Annotated in this window: 16 protein-coding genes; 7 read left to right on the forward strand and 9 right to left on the reverse strand. The window is 51.3% G+C overall.

The annotated features are described in order from the left end of the window. Positions 1–14: 14 nt before the first annotated feature. The 7 genes from ftsA (at position 15) to ACFQ2T_RS11480 (ending at position 8,273) form a co-directional block, all read left to right on the forward strand. Positions 15–1,253, forward strand: a complete 1,239-nt coding sequence (gene ftsA, locus ACFQ2T_RS11450) for a cell division protein FtsA (protein ID WP_379034527.1) — start codon at positions 15–17, stop codon at positions 1,251–1,253. 65 nt (positions 1,254–1,318) lie between these two features. After that, on the forward strand, positions 1,319–2,488 hold the full coding sequence (gene ftsZ, locus ACFQ2T_RS11455) for a cell division protein FtsZ (RefSeq protein WP_379034529.1): 1,170 nt from the start codon (positions 1,319–1,321) through the stop codon (positions 2,486–2,488). A 79-nt stretch (positions 2,489–2,567) separates the two neighbouring features. Then, complete coding sequence (gene lpxC, locus ACFQ2T_RS11460) at positions 2,568–3,503, forward strand: UDP-3-O-acyl-N-acetylglucosamine deacetylase (protein ID WP_379034530.1); 936 nt, start codon at positions 2,568–2,570, stop codon at positions 3,501–3,503. 15 nt (positions 3,504–3,518) lie between these two features. Next, positions 3,519–3,701 (forward strand): hypothetical protein, encoded by a 183-nt coding sequence (locus ACFQ2T_RS11465; protein ID WP_379034532.1) that lies wholly within the window; start codon positions 3,519–3,521, stop codon positions 3,699–3,701. Between the two features lie 135 nt (positions 3,702–3,836). Then, positions 3,837–5,837, forward strand: coding sequence for a transglycosylase SLT domain-containing protein (locus ACFQ2T_RS11470; protein ID WP_379034534.1), 2,001 nt, complete (start codon positions 3,837–3,839; stop codon positions 5,835–5,837). Between the two features lie 209 nt (positions 5,838–6,046). Next, positions 6,047–7,006, forward strand: coding sequence for a complex I NDUFA9 subunit family protein (locus ACFQ2T_RS11475; protein WP_379034536.1), 960 nt, complete (start codon positions 6,047–6,049; stop codon positions 7,004–7,006). Positions 7,007–7,040: 34 nt separating this feature from the next. Next, positions 7,041–8,273 carry a multifunctional CCA addition/repair protein gene (locus tag ACFQ2T_RS11480; protein WP_379034538.1) on the forward strand — a complete coding sequence of 411 codons (1,233 nt, stop codon included), beginning with the start codon at positions 7,041–7,043 and terminating at the stop codon, positions 8,271–8,273. Between the two features lie 2 nt (positions 8,274–8,275). On the opposite strand, the gene ACFQ2T_RS11485 is transcribed toward ACFQ2T_RS11480, so the two are convergent. From ACFQ2T_RS11485 to argB, 9 genes are all read right to left on the reverse strand, one after another. Further along, complete coding sequence (locus ACFQ2T_RS11485; protein WP_379034540.1) at positions 8,276–9,214, reverse strand: sensor domain-containing diguanylate cyclase; 939 nt, start codon at positions 9,212–9,214, stop codon at positions 8,276–8,278. A 78-nt stretch (positions 9,215–9,292) separates the two neighbouring features. Beyond that, the gene (locus tag ACFQ2T_RS11490) at positions 9,293–9,931 is read right to left on the reverse strand and encodes an SGNH/GDSL hydrolase family protein (protein ID WP_379034542.1); all 639 of its coding nucleotides are present in this window, start codon (positions 9,929–9,931) and stop codon (positions 9,293–9,295) included. A gap of 34 nt (positions 9,932–9,965) precedes the next feature. Next, positions 9,966–10,322 (reverse strand): excalibur calcium-binding domain-containing protein, encoded by a 357-nt coding sequence (locus ACFQ2T_RS11495; RefSeq protein ID WP_379034544.1) that lies wholly within the window; start codon positions 10,320–10,322, stop codon positions 9,966–9,968. A gap of 22 nt (positions 10,323–10,344) precedes the next feature. Then, positions 10,345–10,602, reverse strand: a complete 258-nt coding sequence (locus ACFQ2T_RS11500; protein WP_379034546.1) for a hypothetical protein — start codon at positions 10,600–10,602, stop codon at positions 10,345–10,347. A 109-nt stretch (positions 10,603–10,711) separates the two neighbouring features. Further along, positions 10,712–11,497 carry a DUF2189 domain-containing protein gene (locus ACFQ2T_RS11505; protein WP_379034548.1) on the reverse strand — a complete coding sequence of 262 codons (786 nt, stop codon included), beginning with the start codon at positions 11,495–11,497 and terminating at the stop codon, positions 10,712–10,714. A 239-nt stretch (positions 11,498–11,736) separates the two neighbouring features. Next, on the reverse strand, positions 11,737–11,961 hold the full coding sequence (locus ACFQ2T_RS11510; RefSeq protein WP_379034550.1) for a DUF2788 domain-containing protein: 225 nt from the start codon (positions 11,959–11,961) through the stop codon (positions 11,737–11,739). Between the two features lie 203 nt (positions 11,962–12,164). Next, positions 12,165–12,758 carry a nucleoid occlusion factor SlmA gene (gene slmA / locus ACFQ2T_RS11515; RefSeq protein ID WP_379034552.1) on the reverse strand — a complete coding sequence of 198 codons (594 nt, stop codon included), beginning with the start codon at positions 12,756–12,758 and terminating at the stop codon, positions 12,165–12,167. Between the two features lie 81 nt (positions 12,759–12,839). Then, positions 12,840–13,478, reverse strand: coding sequence for a pyrimidine 5'-nucleotidase (locus ACFQ2T_RS11520; protein ID WP_379034554.1), 639 nt, complete (start codon positions 13,476–13,478; stop codon positions 12,840–12,842). Between the two features lie 127 nt (positions 13,479–13,605). Further along, positions 13,606–14,490 carry an acetylglutamate kinase gene (gene argB, locus ACFQ2T_RS11525; RefSeq protein ID WP_379034556.1) on the reverse strand — a complete coding sequence of 295 codons (885 nt, stop codon included), beginning with the start codon at positions 14,488–14,490 and terminating at the stop codon, positions 13,606–13,608. Positions 14,491–14,742: the final 252 nt, after the last annotated feature.

Raw genomic sequence — 14,742 nt, forward strand, 5'->3', positions numbered from 1 at the left:
AGCAAGGAAAACACATGAGTAGAGCAAGAGAAGATAAAAATTTAATCGTCGGCCTGGATATCGGGACATCCAAGATCGTGGCGATTGCGGCTGAAATATTGCCGGAAGGCACTTTGAAGGTGATCGGGGTTGGCCAGCATGCGTCACGCGGACTGAAAAAAGGCGTGGTCGTGAATATCGATTCCACCATGCAGGCGATCCAGCGCGCAATTGAAGAAGTGGAGTTGATGGCAGATTGCAAAATCAACACCGTGTATTCCGGTATCGCAGGTAGCCACATTAAAAGCCTGAATTCACACGGCATGGTGAAAATTAAAGAGAGCGAAGTTTCGCAAAGCGATATTGACCGTGTGGTGGACACCGCGCGCGCGATTGCCTTGCCAGCTGACCAGCAGATCCTGCATATCCTGACCCAGGAATTCATTATTGATGGCCAGGAAGACGTGCGTGAACCACTGGGCATGAGCGGCATCCGCCTGGAAGTGCGTGTGCACATTGTGACCGGCGCCATTGCGGCTGCACAGAATATCGTCAAGTGCATCAAGCGTTGTGGTCTGGAAGTAAGCGACCTGATCCTGCAGCCACTGGCTTCCAGTGAATCAGTGCTGACTGAAGATGAAAAAGAACTGGGCGTTTGCTTGGTGGATATCGGTGGTGGCACGACCGATATCGCAGTATTCAAAAATGGCGCGATCCGCCATACCGCGGTGATACCGATTGCGGGTGACCAGATCACCAATGACATCGCCGTGGCCTTGCGCACACCAACGCAGTCAGCCGAAGAGATCAAGGTCAAGCATGGCTGTGCCTTGCGCCAGCTGGCTGATCCGCGTGAAGTGGTGGAAGTGCAGGCGGTCGATGGCCGCGAGCCACGCCAGTTGTCCTGCCAGGCATTGACCGAGGTAATTGAAGACCGCGTCGAAGAGATTTATGAGTTTGTACAGCAGGAACTGCGCCGTAGCGGCATGGAATCCATGATCGCTTCCGGCATCGTGATCACCGGCGGCGCTGCGCAAATGCGCGGCATGGTTGAATTGGGTGAAGAAATTTTTCATACCCCGGTACGACTAGGCGTGCCCAGAGGAGTGGAAGGCTTATCCGAGGTAGTGGGTAATCCGCGCTATGCCACTGGCATAGGCTTGCTGTTGATGGCCAAACAGCAGGTAGAAAAACAAATGGTAGGGAATTTGCAGTCGGGCTCGGTTGGCCGGTTGCTGGAGAGAATGAAGAGTTGGTTTACAGGTAATTTTTAACTTTTTTTAGGGCGAGTGTGCGGGGCAAACCAATCACTCAAATAATTAGGCAATGGAGGGTTAGTATGATTGAAATTTTTGATAAAGAGAATGAAGGTGCTGTCATCAAGGTAATTGGTGTCGGTGGTTGCGGTGGTAACGCCGTTGAGCACATGATGACCAAGATGGTGCCGGGCGTAGAATTCATTTGCGCCAACACCGATATGCAGGCATTGAAGAAAAGTAATGCCAAAGTCGTACTGCAAATCGGTGCCGATATTACCAAGGGCCTGGGTGCTGGCGCCAAGCCGGAGATCGGCCGTGAAGCCGCACTGGAAGACCGTGACAGTATCGCAGAAACCATTGATGGTGCCGATATGCTGTTTATCACAGCGGGTATGGGTGGCGGTACCGGTACCGGCGCTGCGCCTATCATTGCGGAAGTCGCGCGTGAAATGGGTATCCTGACTGTTGCCGTCGTGACCAAGCCATTTGCTTTTGAAGGCAAACGCGCCAAAGTCGCGCAAGAAGGCCTGGAAGAACTTTCACAGTACGTTGACTCTCTGATCGTTATCCCTAACGAAAAGCTGATGGATGTGCTGGGTGAGGATGTGACCGTGGTTGAAGCTTACCGCGCGGCCAATGATGTATTGCAGAATGCGGTATCCGGCATTGCTGAAATCATCAATTGCCCTGGTACGGTTAACGTTGACTTTGCCGATGTACGCACCGTGATGTCTGAAATGGGCATGGCGATGATGGGTTCTGCTGAAGCTACCGGGCCTAACCGTGCACGTATCGCGGCTGAACAAGCGGTTGCCAGCCCGTTGCTGGAAGATGTGAACCTGGCTAATGCACGTGGTGTACTGGTGAATATTACCGCCAGCACCAGCTTCAAGATGCGTGAATACTATGATGTGATGAACACTATCAAGGAATTCACGGCGGAAGATGCAACGGTGATTATCGGTAACGTGATCGACGAAGAAATGGGCGATAACCTGCGTGTGACCATGGTTGCTACCGGCTTGAACGGCTCCATCGGCAAGCGCCAGGCCAAACCTGAGCTGAAAGTCATGACCACGACGACATTGCGTGATGGTACGACTAACCAGCCTATCTTCCAGAATGTGGTTGAAGAGGATGAGCCGGCAGTGTTCACCAGCAATAGCCGTCGTGCCCAGGTTGAAGCCATGAAGAATTCCGGTATTGAAGAATATGATATCCCGGCTTTCTTGCGTAAGCAGGCTGATTAACCCTCAGGCAGTGATTGCTTGTCGGCTTGGAAGTGGGATTGGCTTATAATAGTCGTCAGACACTGATAAAGAGAAAACCATGTTAAAGCAACGCACGCTTAAACAACAGATTAGCGCGACCGGGGTCGGGCTGCACAGCGGTGAGAAAGTCACGCTGACGCTCAAACCTGCGCCTGCTGATCACGGAGTGGTGTTCAAGCGCATCGATTTGCCCGATACGCCTGCCATGCGGGTCACACCGACGGCAGTGAACGACACTCGCCTGAGCTCAGCCCTAGAGTTTTCAGGTGCGCGCGTTGCTACTGTGGAGCATTTGATGTCTGCCCTCGCCGGTCTGGGGGTAGATAATGTATTGATAGAGTTAACGGCAGCCGAAGTGCCCATCATGGATGGCAGCTCGGGGCCGTTTATCTATTTATTGCAAACGGCCGGATTAGCTGAACTGGAGGTGCCAAAGAAATTTGTGCGCATCCTGAAACCGGTTGAAGTACAAGATGGCGATAAATGGGCAAAATTTACGCCGCACCATGGCTTTAAAGCCGAATTTACCATTGATTTCGCGCACCCGGTGTTCGAATTCTCCGGTAAAACCGTGACCATAGATTACGATAGCCAGAGTTACGTTGACGAAATCAGTCGCGCACGTACCTTTGGTTTTATGCACGAAGTAGAGTACTTGCGCGCGAATGGCCTGGCCAAAGGTGGCAGTCTGGATAACGCGATTGTGCTCGACGAATATAAAGTACTGAATGGCGGCGGGTTGCGCTATGAAGATGAGTTTGCCAAGCACAAAGTACTGGATGCGATTGGCGATTTATATATCCTCGGTTATCCAATTGTAGGCCAGTTTTCGGCTTTCAAATCCGGACATGCCTTGAACAACCAGTTGCTGCGTGCCTTGCTCAAAGACGACACTGCCTGGGAATACTGCACTTTCGATGATAGTCAGGCACCGGTTGGCTTTGTGCGGCAGCGTGACTATTTTAGTCCCGCGCCATTTTTGCCTGCGGCTTAAGGGGTAAACCCGGATATGTGGTGGATACGGATATTATTTGCGGTGCTGGTGCTGAGTACCCTGGTGCTGGCCCTGCTAGGCTGGCAAACCGGCAACGCGCGCTATTGGCAATGGCTTAAAAAAGTGTGGAAAGGCGGCTTCGTCGTTTTGCTGCTCTTGCTCTTATTTTTCTTTCTGAGTCGCCTGGCCAGAATTTGATTGTTACCCCCCCTGAATCCACGTGATGCGTCGAGTGCACTGTGAAGTGCACGCAAATATTCGAACGGGCGTGAGCTCAATTGCACGTGAGCCTGACCGATTGAATATTGAGCAAGACCCTGTGATTATTGACTCATGAAGACTAAACTCCGTCATCTCCTTTCGATTGCCGCCTGTGTAATGGCACCGTGCCTGTCTATGCTGGCAACGCCGGCCCACGCTGGTGATACTGAAACCTATCTGCAAGCCAAACAGGCTTACCAGACTAAGAACCTGCCGCTGTTGACCGAGTCGCTGGAGACACTCAGGCAACGTAAATCACCGCTGGCGCCTTATCTGCAATACTGGCAGATGATCCTGACCATGGATCAGCTCTCCTATTACCAGGTGCAGGCGTTTCTGCAGGAAAACAACGAGTCACTGCTCTCGCAACGTGTACGTGAACTATGGCTCAAGCGGCTGGGGCGCGTACAGTTCTGGGACCAGTTTGTGGAAATGCGTGCGCAAATTCCCAACTATTACAATTTGAATGACACCGGCAACCAATGCTTCCAGGTGCAGGCAGGTATCGCCCTGGATGATCCGGCGGCTTATGAAGATGGCAAAACATTATTGCTGTCAGGCAAGGAGTTGCCCGCCGATTGCCAGGGCATGCTGGAAGCATTGCAGCAGGTGGGTGTGCTGGATGAAGCGTTCCTGCTGTCGATTTACCGGAATGCCTTGTTTGCCAATAAACCAGGCATGGCTAAAACCCTGGCGAAACGCAGCAGGAAAACCGATGTCACTTTGCTGAAACAGATTGATGATGTGGCGCAGAACCCGGCGCTGGTACTGAAAAAGAACAATGTGCAGGATAAATCAGCCTATGGACGCGCACTGTATTTGTACGCTATTCATCGCCAGTCCAAGGCGGACATTGCCCTGGCGCAAAGCAGTTACCAGAAATATAACGGTGTGTTCAATAACGAAGAAAAGCAGCTGATGCAAGCGTATATTGCGCTGGAGTCGGCCCGTAAACATGAGCCCGAAGCCGTGCGCGCTTTTGCCAAAGTCGAGCCGGGTACCCTGACTAATGAACAATGGGAATGGTATGCACGCAGCGCATTGCGTCAGCAGGACTGGCCAGTATTGCTGAAAGTCATAGGCAATATGCCGAATGCGCTGGCAGACGAGCATACCTGGCGCTACTGGAAAGCACGCGCGCTTAAGAATAAAGGTCAAGTCACAGAAGCGAATCTGTTGCTGGCAAAACTGTCGCAGGAACGCCATTTTTATGGCTGGCTGGCGGCTGAAGAGCTGGGGCCGGTCGCTGGCGAGCCAATGGCGACTTTCCAGCCTGCCGATGAACAAGTCCGCCAGTTTGCCAGACTACCCGCTATCAAGCGTATTGAGGCGCTGTTTGACGCTGACGCACGTTATGAGGCCAGACTGGAGTGGATGTATTTACTCGAAGCATTGGATGACCCGTCACGCATTGTCGCCGCGCAATATGCCTTGCTCAAAGGCTGGTACGATCTGACTGTACTAGCTGCTGATAAAACCAGCCGCACGCACAACTTTGAATTACGCTACCCGACGCCGTACAGAGACTATCTGCAAAAAGCATCAAAGGCGCGAGAAATTGACGAGGCCTGGGTATATGGCATTATCCGCCAGGAAAGCCGGTTTATGCACTATGCCAAATCTTCAGTCGGTGCAGGTGGTTTGATGCAGGTCATGCCTGCCACCGCCAAATGGATAGCCAAAAAACTGGGATGGAGCAGCTACAGTGAAGCCATGCTGCATGATATAGATACCAATGTGAATCTCGGTACTTATTACATGCGCTATACCCTGGATACTTTCAATGGCCAGGAAGCGATGGCGACTGCCGCTTATAACGCTGGCCCCAGTCGCGCCAGGCGCTGGGCGGCTGATATTCCACTGGAAGGGGCGATTTATGCAGAGACCATCCCTTTCAGCGAAACACGCAATTATGTGAAAAAGGTGCTGGCAAATGCGCATATGTACGCGCCCAGGCTGGGGTTGCCGGTCATTACCCTCAAAAAGCGTTTGGGGACGATTCCGGCCCGTAATGCTGGTCTCGCCGATGTGGAAACGGTGACAACCACCATCACCATTACAGATCAAGAGTAAGCTGATACGGCATTTTTCTGTACAATCTCTCTTAAGGAAGCTTTGATTAAGTGCAACTTCTAAGTCAGACTAGGCGCGAGTAATAAATTTTGACGCTGTATATTTGTAATATATAAGGAGAAATTTCTTATGAGCAACAACGTATGGCGACGAAGATGGGCTTAATCAAAGCTTCCTTTTAATACCAACCTGCATCGGGAATAAGCAATATGAAGACAGTCACAGTATTGGGTGGTAGCGGTTTTGTCGGTAGCAGTGTGGTGGCCGGGTTGGATCAGGCCGGCTACCAGGTCAAGGTGTTGACGCGTCGCCGGGAGCAGGCAAAACACCTGATTTTGTTACCTTATGTGCAAGTGGTCGAGTGCGATGTAAACGACCAATCGGCATTGCGGACACAGCTGGCAGGCAGTGACGTTGTGATCAACCTGATCGGTATTTTGCACCAGACCAGCGACAATGGTTTTGAAAAGATGCACCATCAATTGCCTCGTCGTGTGGCGCAACTGTGTGTCGAGCTGGGCATCCCACGATTGCTGCAAATGAGCGCCTTGCAGGCTTCAGTCAGTGCACCTAGCGAGTATCTACGCAGCAAAGCGGCCGGGGACGAGGCCGTGATGGAGTGCAGTAAAAAACTGCATGTCACGATTTTCCGTCCTTCAGTGATTTTTGGTGCGCGCGACCGCTTTATCAACCTGTTTGCCAAACTTATCCATTACATTCCGGTGCTGGCACTGGCGATGCCACAAGCCAAATTTCAGCCGATCTGGGTTGAGGATGTAGCTGCCGCCATAGTGAATGCGGTAGATGAGCCAGCCACATATGGCAGGATTTATGAGCTGGGCGGACCGGCAATCATGACCTTGCAACAGGTGATGGAAGCAGTGATGAAAACCACAGGCGTGCAACGGCCTATCATAGGCTTGAGCACCAGGCTTTCGCTACTGCAAGGCAGCTTTATGCAATTACTGCCGATCAAATTATTGTCCCGTGACAATGTGAAATCCATGCAGGTGGATAATGTCTGTCAACAGCCGATGGCGAATGAGTTGGGCGTGGTGCCTACCGATATGTTTGCGGTGATTTCCGGCTACCTGGTGGAAAATAATCCGCGTGGTGCTTACGACCAGTTTCGTGCTGCGGCAGGGCGTGTGATCAACGCCAGACGCTAATGCGTTGTTTTCTCTGGCCTATGGATAACTGCAAATGCAAATCTACCAGGTAGGTGGTGCAGTCCGCGATGGCCTGCTAGGCTTATCTGTCAAAGACCGCGACTACGTGGTGGTCGGTGCCACGCCGGAGCAGATGCTGGCGGCAGGCTATCGTGCAGTCGGCAAGGATTTCCCGGTATTTCTTCACCCCGAAACGCATCAGGAGCATGCGTTGGCACGCACCGAGCGCAAGACCGGCAAAGGCTACAAAGGCTTTAGCGTTTACGCGGCGCCCGAAGTGACACTGGAAGAAGACCTCGCCCGGCGTGACTTCACCATGAATGCCATCGCGCAAGCCGAAGATGGCACGCTGGTTGACCCTTTCCACGGGCAACAGGATATTCAGAAAAAACTGTTACGGCACGTCACTGCAGCGTTCAGTGAAGATCCGGTGCGCATCTTGCGGGCAGGGCGCTTTCTTGCCCGATTCACTGATTTTACCGTTGCGACCGAAACCCTGGCGCTCATGCGTGACATGGTCGCAGCAGGCGAAGTCGATGCACTGGTGCCGGAACGGGTATGGCAGGAGATTGCCAAAGGTCTGATGGAAAAACAGCCGAGCCGTATGTTTGAGATGCTGCGTGACTGCGGTGCATTGCAAGTGATACTGCCCGAACTAGCGCGCTTGTGGGGCGTACCGCAGACGGCGCTCTACCATCCCGAAGTGGATACTGGCGTACACGTGATGATGGTGATCGATTATGCCGCCAAACAAGGCTTCAGCTTACCGGTGCGTTTTGCTGCGCTCGTGCATGATCTGGGTAAAGGCACGACACCGGCTGATGTATTGCCACGGCATATAGGTCATGAATTACGCAGTGTGGACCAGATTCGCGATGTAGTTGCACGCCTCAAAGTGCCTAACGATTGTAAGGACCTGGCGCTGGTAGTGGCGAAGTACCACGGCAAATTGCACGCTGCCCGCGAAATGAAAGCCAGCACCTTGCTAAACTTTCTTGAAGAGCTGGATGCTTTTCGCCAGCGCACACGCTTCGATGATTTTCTACTGGCGTGTGAGTGCGACAGTCGCGGAAGGTTAGGACTGGAAAATTGTCCGCTTGACGATGCCGAGCATCTGCGCAAGGCATTGCAGGCAGCGCTATCGGTTGATGCAGGTGCCATTGCCAAACACTACGCTACACCATCTGAAATTAAACAAGCCGTGGCAGATGCCAGAATGCAAGCCATTGAGGCGATGCTGGCGTTGAGTCGCAAGCCTGTTTTGTAAGCCTATTTGCTCCCTTGCTGAATGCGGTTACGACCCGCATTCTTGGCCTGATATAAAAGACTATCTACAAATTCCACAAACGCTTTTGGTTCCAGATTGCTTACCGGCACGGTGGTAGAAACACCCAGGCTAATCGTCAGAATCTGGCTGATCTTTGATCCGACATGCGGGATTTGTTCCTTGAAAATCAGGTTGCGGCAACGCTCGGCGATCTTGATGGCAGACGCTGCGTTAGTTTCCGGAAGAATCAATGCAAATTCCTCCCCACCAAAACGCGCGAAAAAATCTTTGGTACGTAATCCGGCACTATTCAACGTGCGGGCAACGCGCTTTAATACTTCATCGCCTTGCAGATGACCATACACATCGTTGTACTGTTTGAAAAAATCAATATCGATCATTATCAGTGACAAGGGCTGCTGATGACGCTTTGCTTCCAGCCATTCTTTTTCCAGAACCATATCAAACATGCGGCGGTTAGCCACTTCGGTCAGGCCGTCTTTGTATGAGTATTCTTCGAGCTGCTTTTGCAGTTCCAATAATTGCTGCTCGGTTTTTTTACGCTCACTGATATCGAACATAAAACCTATCAGGGCTTCGGGTTCACCAGTTGGCGTGCGTACCACATGCACTACATCCCTGATCCAGACATAGCTGCCATCTCTGGTCAGCGCACGGTAATCGGCCTCATGATCCTGGCCCTGCAATGAACGTTCCACGCAAAAATTAACAATGCGCTCACGCTCATCCTCATGAATCCGGGTGGCCCAGTCTTCTACCGTTTTCCAGCTATCCTGCGACCAGCCAAGCAGCTGTTCGATCTGCGGGCCTATGTAGGCAAACTGCTTGCTTGCCCAATCGATTTTCCAGGGAATGGCTTTGGTGGATTCCAGCAGCGTTTTATAAATGGTGCTATCGTTCTCATCACTTTGTGTATTCATTTCGCGCACTTCTTTATCACAGTATGTGATCTCAGGGTACATAAGCGGCATTCACTTCGCAATAGCCCGCCGACAGGATTAACGTAATAAAGCGTTAACTTGTCTGGCCAGTTCAAGACCGAGAATGGCATGTTGATCCGCATCCAGATGTATGCCATCTACCTGGCTGGCAGTGACTATACTGCCAGCATCAAAAAAAGCACAATTTAACTGCACGCACACTGCTTCAAGCGCTGAGGCCAGGCCTATGCATTTTGTTTCCGCGTCTTTAAATTTGGGTGCAATCGACCCCTTGGCTGACATTAGTGGCGGTGGCGCCACCACCAAAACAGGCGGCACCGGCATACCCGGTTCTACAGGTGCGTTGCGTATGGTGTGAATCAAACTGGCAATGCCCTGACTGGCATGCCAGGCTGTATGTGGATGCATGGATTGAAAGTCATTAGTGCCCAGCATCAAGATTACCAAAGAGAGTGGCGAGTGGATTTCTAAGCGTTCTGCCAGCCCTTGCTGCCCATTACGACCAGGCTTTAACGGATCTTCAAATACCGTTCTACGCCCGTTCAGGCAATCCTCAATCACGCGTACAGAATGACCTTGTTGGGTAAGCGCAATTTCCATCACGCCCGGCCAGCGCTGTTCAAAAGCCAGGCGCTGGCGCGTGTCGGGGATAATGCCCCAAGTCAGTGAGTCTGAATACACCAGGATATGCTGCATGTGTTGCTCCTGATTAAAAGTCATTCATTTTAGACTATGAGTGCGGAGGTGGCTGGCACCACTGATGCTCACAAGGGATACCATCATTATCGCCATCCATTTCGGTATTGGGGCAATTTGCCAGAAAGAAATGTGCTTCAGAACACGACGTCATCTGTGAGCAGTGCGTGCGGCCATCGCAGCGATTATTGGATTGAATTGACGTTGAGGTTTGAATGGGAAGGGCTGTCTGAGTTTTGATGGGCCGCGTAAAGCGAACGGGTGTTTCTTCGGCAGGTTTTACGATGTGCTGAGGCTGATTAGCAATCACCCACGGTAAAATCAGGTAATCGAATAACAGATATGCCCCACATGCCAAAAAAACAATCCCGGAAATCTTAAGGATATTCATAGGCAGTCAACATTCTTTCGCGTTAGTGGATATTCAGGAAGTGCTGGATTACCAGTTTGGCCAGAAAACCCACCAGCCCTTGCTGACCATTGCGACTAGGCTTGAATGGAACTTCAAATGCCGTTCTCCGTCCATTCAGGCAGTCCTCAATCACACGTACAAAATGACCTTGTTGTGTAAGCGCAATTTCCATCACGCCCGGCCAGCGCTGTTCAAAAGGCACGCGCTGCCGCGTAATGCCCCAGGTGAGGGAATCTGCGTATACAAGTAGCTGTTGCATAGGGCGACGCTCTCTTAGCATTGGCTTTCAAGCTGATGGAAAGATGCCGGGTGAGGACTGTGCACATAGGAAGTCCATGGCTACCATCCATCGGCGGCCGGTGGATAGATCAGCGTTGAACCTCGATCACAGAGCGATATACATGCCAGCTGGCATGGCCTGCCACCGGCATGGTCACGATCAGTCCAAGAAAGCTGGTGGCAAAGCCTACGCCTATCAGTACCACAATGCAGAATGCCCAAAGAGACATCACACCAGGGTTACGCAAGCAAACGCGCAAACTGGCCCATGCGGCCGTTCCGGCACTGGTATTGCTATCCAGCATCAACGGGATGGCAATCACGCTGATGGCAAATGTCAGCGCTGCAAATAAACCCCCGACAGAAAAATAGACCAGGGTGAAAATCGGTTGTTTGAAGGTCAGGACGTTAAATACAATATCAATAAAAGTGGGCAACTGGTGGTTAAAGTAGTAGGCGAAAATAATAAAAGACAGTTGTGTCCATGTGACCAGTGCTATCAAGAGAAAAGCAGCAAACAAGGCAATGTTGACGAGATTGGGGAGCCAGGCGGTCAGGCTGGGTAATAGCGAGGGTGTCTGGCCCAACGCAATGCGCCGGCTGATGTCATACAGACCAGTCGCCAGGAACGGGCCAATCAGGAAAAAACCAGTGGTAAGGCCGGCGAGCAGCCAGTAATTCTCAGCAAAAAAAGCATGGATCAGTATGCCGGTGATCGTGAAGGCAAAACCATAAAACAGGCTGGCCCATCCCCCAAGGTGGGTATCTTCCACACCAGCATGCAACCAGTCGATCACCATTGCGGGGTGTAAGTGCTTTTTAACCTTGATTTGCGCATCCACATTACTGGTTTCTATTACTCTGCTTCTGCTCATGACCCTGCCCCCATGTTACGTTTCATGTACCGCTAATGGCGCATTCTCGAACATCAACCCAATTAGTGTGCGTCTCGCAGCGGGCGTTGCTTGTGCAATTGCTTAAATTAAAATGTAACACATTTGTAACTGGATGACATAAAGGTGTGACACATATTCATGCGCTTAATGCATGGTTTGGCAGAACAGAGAGCATGAGCGACGCTGGCTATGCAACAGGCAGCCGCGTCCAGACAGCTTTAGCGGATATTCAAATAATACTGGATGACATATTTGGCGATAAAGCCCACCAGGCCAAGGGTGAGTGCCAGGAATAATGCGAAGGTGCCGGTTTTGCCTGCGTTGGATTTGCGGGCCAGGTTTCCTACAATCAACAGCATCAGCAGCATGAGTCCGCCAACACCGTAGGTCATGCCCAGTTCTGTGATCTGGGCTTCATTCATGCCAAAAATGGTGGCTTCCATTGTGTTTCCTGCTTTAGTTGGCGCACCAGTGCGCCGGGTGATAAAAATACTTGTTGCCTGCGGAGAGATTTCAGATGTGCGCTAGCGTATCGTAGTCATGGTCCTGGAAAAAATGGGATAGCGTGCCTGTAACCTTTATGTTGGGCCCATGGTCCGGAGGCACAAGAGGGTCATTCTGACGTCGAGGGTCATAGGACTAACGCTTATTGCAAACTGCCAGTAATAAGCAGCGCCAAATGTTGTTCAATCTGATCGCTTGGCTTACGTTTAAAACCGCTCTTTGCAAAACCGTGCCAGCGGCCAACCACAAAGCTGATCATGCTATTTGCCGCAATGCTGGCGTCAGTGATTTTGTTGCCTTGTGCTTCTGCGATACGCAGCGATTGCTTTACACTGGCTTCCAGGCGATCTATCAGCTGGTTGATGCGAGACTGCAATGCTTCATTTTCATTCACCAGTGCATCACCAATCAGCACGCGGGACATGCCCGGGTTGCGCTCGGCGAATTTGAGCATGGTCGTGAGCATGAGCTGTACCTGCTTGAGGCCATCGGTTTCATCGCTGGTGATTTTGTTGATCACACCAAACAGCGCGCCTTCAATAAACTCGATCAGGCCCTCGAACATTTTGGCTTTGTTGGCAAAGTGACGGTAGAGCGCTGCTTCTGACACTTCCAGTTTACCCGCCAAAGCAGCCGTAGTGATTTTTTCACCTTTAGGCGTTTGCAGCATGCTTGCCAGTGTTTCCAGGATTTGTTGTTTGCGGTTTGCTCTTACTTCTTTGTTGATAGTCGCCATGATGTGTTCCGGGATCCCTGTGAATGCAGCTATTGTCGTTTTGCGGCTATTTTAACCGGATTCTCTAGGAGCGGGAATGCACTAAGCGTGTTTTTTCAACGCACTGTGAGTGAGTGCCAACACATGCGGCAATCTATATTGCACAAAGTTTGGTTTATGCAATCTGCGGCTGATCCATACTGTGCGCATGCCTAATCGCTTCGCAGTCATCAGGGCTGGCAGGCTGTCTTCAAACAGGGTGCAACTGGCAGCACAGCAACGCAACTGGCGTAACAGCATGCGGAAACCGCGTACGGATGGTTTGGCATGGAAGCGCGATGATTCAACGCTGAATACCAGAGTAAAACAGTCACTGATGCCCAGCACTTCCAGCACGCGTATGGCATAGGCGCGCGGCGCGTTGGTGAACACGCATTTGCGCCCAGGTAAACTTTGCAGCATCTGGCGTAATTGTTTGGTGGTTTGCACCATGTCGTCGGTGAGAAACGCATGTGTCTCGGACAGAAAGTGATGCGGATTGACGCCATGGTGCCGCATTAGCCCTTTGAGGGTTGCGCCATAGAGGCGCCAGTAGTGCTGGCGTAGCTGGTGGGCGGCAGGTTCTTCCATCGCCAGTAAATCCATGATGTAACGGGTCATGGATTGGTTCATGACGGGGAAAATATGTGCGGAAGCATTGTGCAGGGTGTCATCCAGATCGAAAATCCACACCCGAGACACTTACTCCAGCTCCAGTTCGACGTTGAGACAAGTCGACAGCGAGTGACCTACGCAGGCAGTGCATATAGCACTGCAAGGAGAAAGCGAAGCAGTCAACGCAGTATCAACAATGAAATGGAGAATGGAGTTATTTTGCTTTGATCAAGGTACCAACACCTTCATCGGTCAGCACTTCCAGCAGTAAAGCATGCTCCACGCGGCCATCAATAATATGCACGGTTTTTACGCCACTGCGTGCCGCATCCAGTGCAGAACTGATTTTTGGCAGCATGCCGCCGCTCAAAGTGCCATCGGCCACCAGGTCATCGATCTGTCTAGGAGTCAGCCCTGTCAGCAATTGACCTTCTTTGTCAAGGACACCAGGGGTATTCGTCAGCAGAATCAGTTTCTCGGCATTGAGGATTTCAGCCAGTTTGCCAGCCACCACATCGGCATTGATGTTATAGGTTTCACCTTCGCGGCCTACGCCAATCGGCGCGACGACCGGGATAAAGTCGCCAGTGTCGAGGAAAGTAATAATGCTGGGATCGATCGCGGTAATTTCACCGACCTGGCCGACATCGATCATTTTGGTCGGGTCTTTGAGGTCTTCCATCAGCAGTTTCTGCGCGTGGATAAAGTTACCATCCTGGCCGGTCAGGCCTACTGCTTTACCACCGTGGCGGTTAATCAGGTTGACGATTTCTTTGTTCACCTGGCCGCCGAGTACCATTTCCACCACGTCCATGGTTTCTTCATCAGTCACACGCATGCCCTGGATGAACTCGCCTTTTTTACCCAGTTTATCCAGCATCTCGTTGATTTGCGGCCCGCCGCCGTGCACCACTACCGGGTTCATGCCCACCAGTTTGAGCAAGACTACGTCTTGGGCGAAACACTCTTTCAGGCGTTCATCGGTCATCGCATTGCCGCCGTATTTGATGACAATGGTTTTATCGAAAAAGCGTTTGATGTAGGGCAGGGCTTCAGACAGGGTTTGCGCCTTTTGGGCGGCTTTTGAAATGTTCATCATATGGATATGCAATTAAGGATATGCGTATTCTATCTGCTGACAGTTAAACAGTGAATGCATAGCCTGCTTAATTTTAGTTAGGATGCCTAATAAGAAGCTGATTCACGCACTTTGTTCAACTTTATTCGCTGACTATGACGCAATTAAGACGTTGCTGGTGAATTGTTTTAAATGGCTGGCGATCAGTGCCAGCCATTTTTACCAGGTGTGTTTCTATTCCAAGGTGCGTTGTTATTATAGTCGCGCCTGATT

The organism is Methylophilus flavus, from assembly GCF_042678905.1.
Taxonomy (GTDB): Bacteria; Pseudomonadota; Gammaproteobacteria; order Burkholderiales; family Methylophilaceae; genus Methylophilus; species Methylophilus flavus.

Bases quoted from the DNA above. Each gene is read 5' to 3' on its own strand.
- ACFQ2T_RS11510 (WP_379034550.1), bottom strand. From the start codon at position 11,961: ATGGAAGCCACCATTTTTGGCATGAATGAAGCCCAGATCACAGAACTG.
- ACFQ2T_RS11490 (WP_379034542.1), bottom strand. From the start codon at position 9,931: ATGCAGCATATCCTGGTGTATTCAGACTCACTGACTTGGGGCATTATC.
- ACFQ2T_RS11465 (WP_379034532.1), top strand. From the start codon at position 3,519: ATGTGGTGGATACGGATATTATTTGCGGTGCTGGTGCTGAGTACCCTG.
- ftsZ (WP_379034529.1), top strand. From the start codon at position 1,319: ATGATTGAAATTTTTGATAAAGAGAATGAAGGTGCTGTCATCAAGGTA.
- ftsA (WP_379034527.1), top strand. From the start codon at position 15: ATGAGTAGAGCAAGAGAAGATAAAAATTTAATCGTCGGCCTGGATATC.
- slmA (WP_379034552.1), bottom strand. From the start codon at position 12,758: ATGGCGACTATCAACAAAGAAGTAAGAGCAAACCGCAAACAACAAATC.
- ACFQ2T_RS11475 (WP_379034536.1), top strand. From the start codon at position 6,047: ATGAAGACAGTCACAGTATTGGGTGGTAGCGGTTTTGTCGGTAGCAGT.
- ACFQ2T_RS11500 (WP_379034546.1), bottom strand. From the start codon at position 10,602: ATGCAACAGCTACTTGTATACGCAGATTCCCTCACCTGGGGCATTACG.
- ACFQ2T_RS11480 (WP_379034538.1), top strand. From the start codon at position 7,041: ATGCAAATCTACCAGGTAGGTGGTGCAGTCCGCGATGGCCTGCTAGGC.
- lpxC (WP_379034530.1), top strand. From the start codon at position 2,568: ATGTTAAAGCAACGCACGCTTAAACAACAGATTAGCGCGACCGGGGTC.
- ACFQ2T_RS11495 (WP_379034544.1), bottom strand. From the start codon at position 10,322: ATGAATATCCTTAAGATTTCCGGGATTGTTTTTTTGGCATGTGGGGCA.
- ACFQ2T_RS11470 (WP_379034534.1), top strand. From the start codon at position 3,837: ATGAAGACTAAACTCCGTCATCTCCTTTCGATTGCCGCCTGTGTAATG.
- argB (WP_379034556.1), bottom strand. From the start codon at position 14,490: ATGATGAACATTTCAAAAGCCGCCCAAAAGGCGCAAACCCTGTCTGAA.
- ACFQ2T_RS11485 (WP_379034540.1), bottom strand. From the start codon at position 9,214: ATGAATACACAAAGTGATGAGAACGATAGCACCATTTATAAAACGCTG.
- ACFQ2T_RS11505 (WP_379034548.1), bottom strand. From the start codon at position 11,497: ATGAGCAGAAGCAGAGTAATAGAAACCAGTAATGTGGATGCGCAAATC.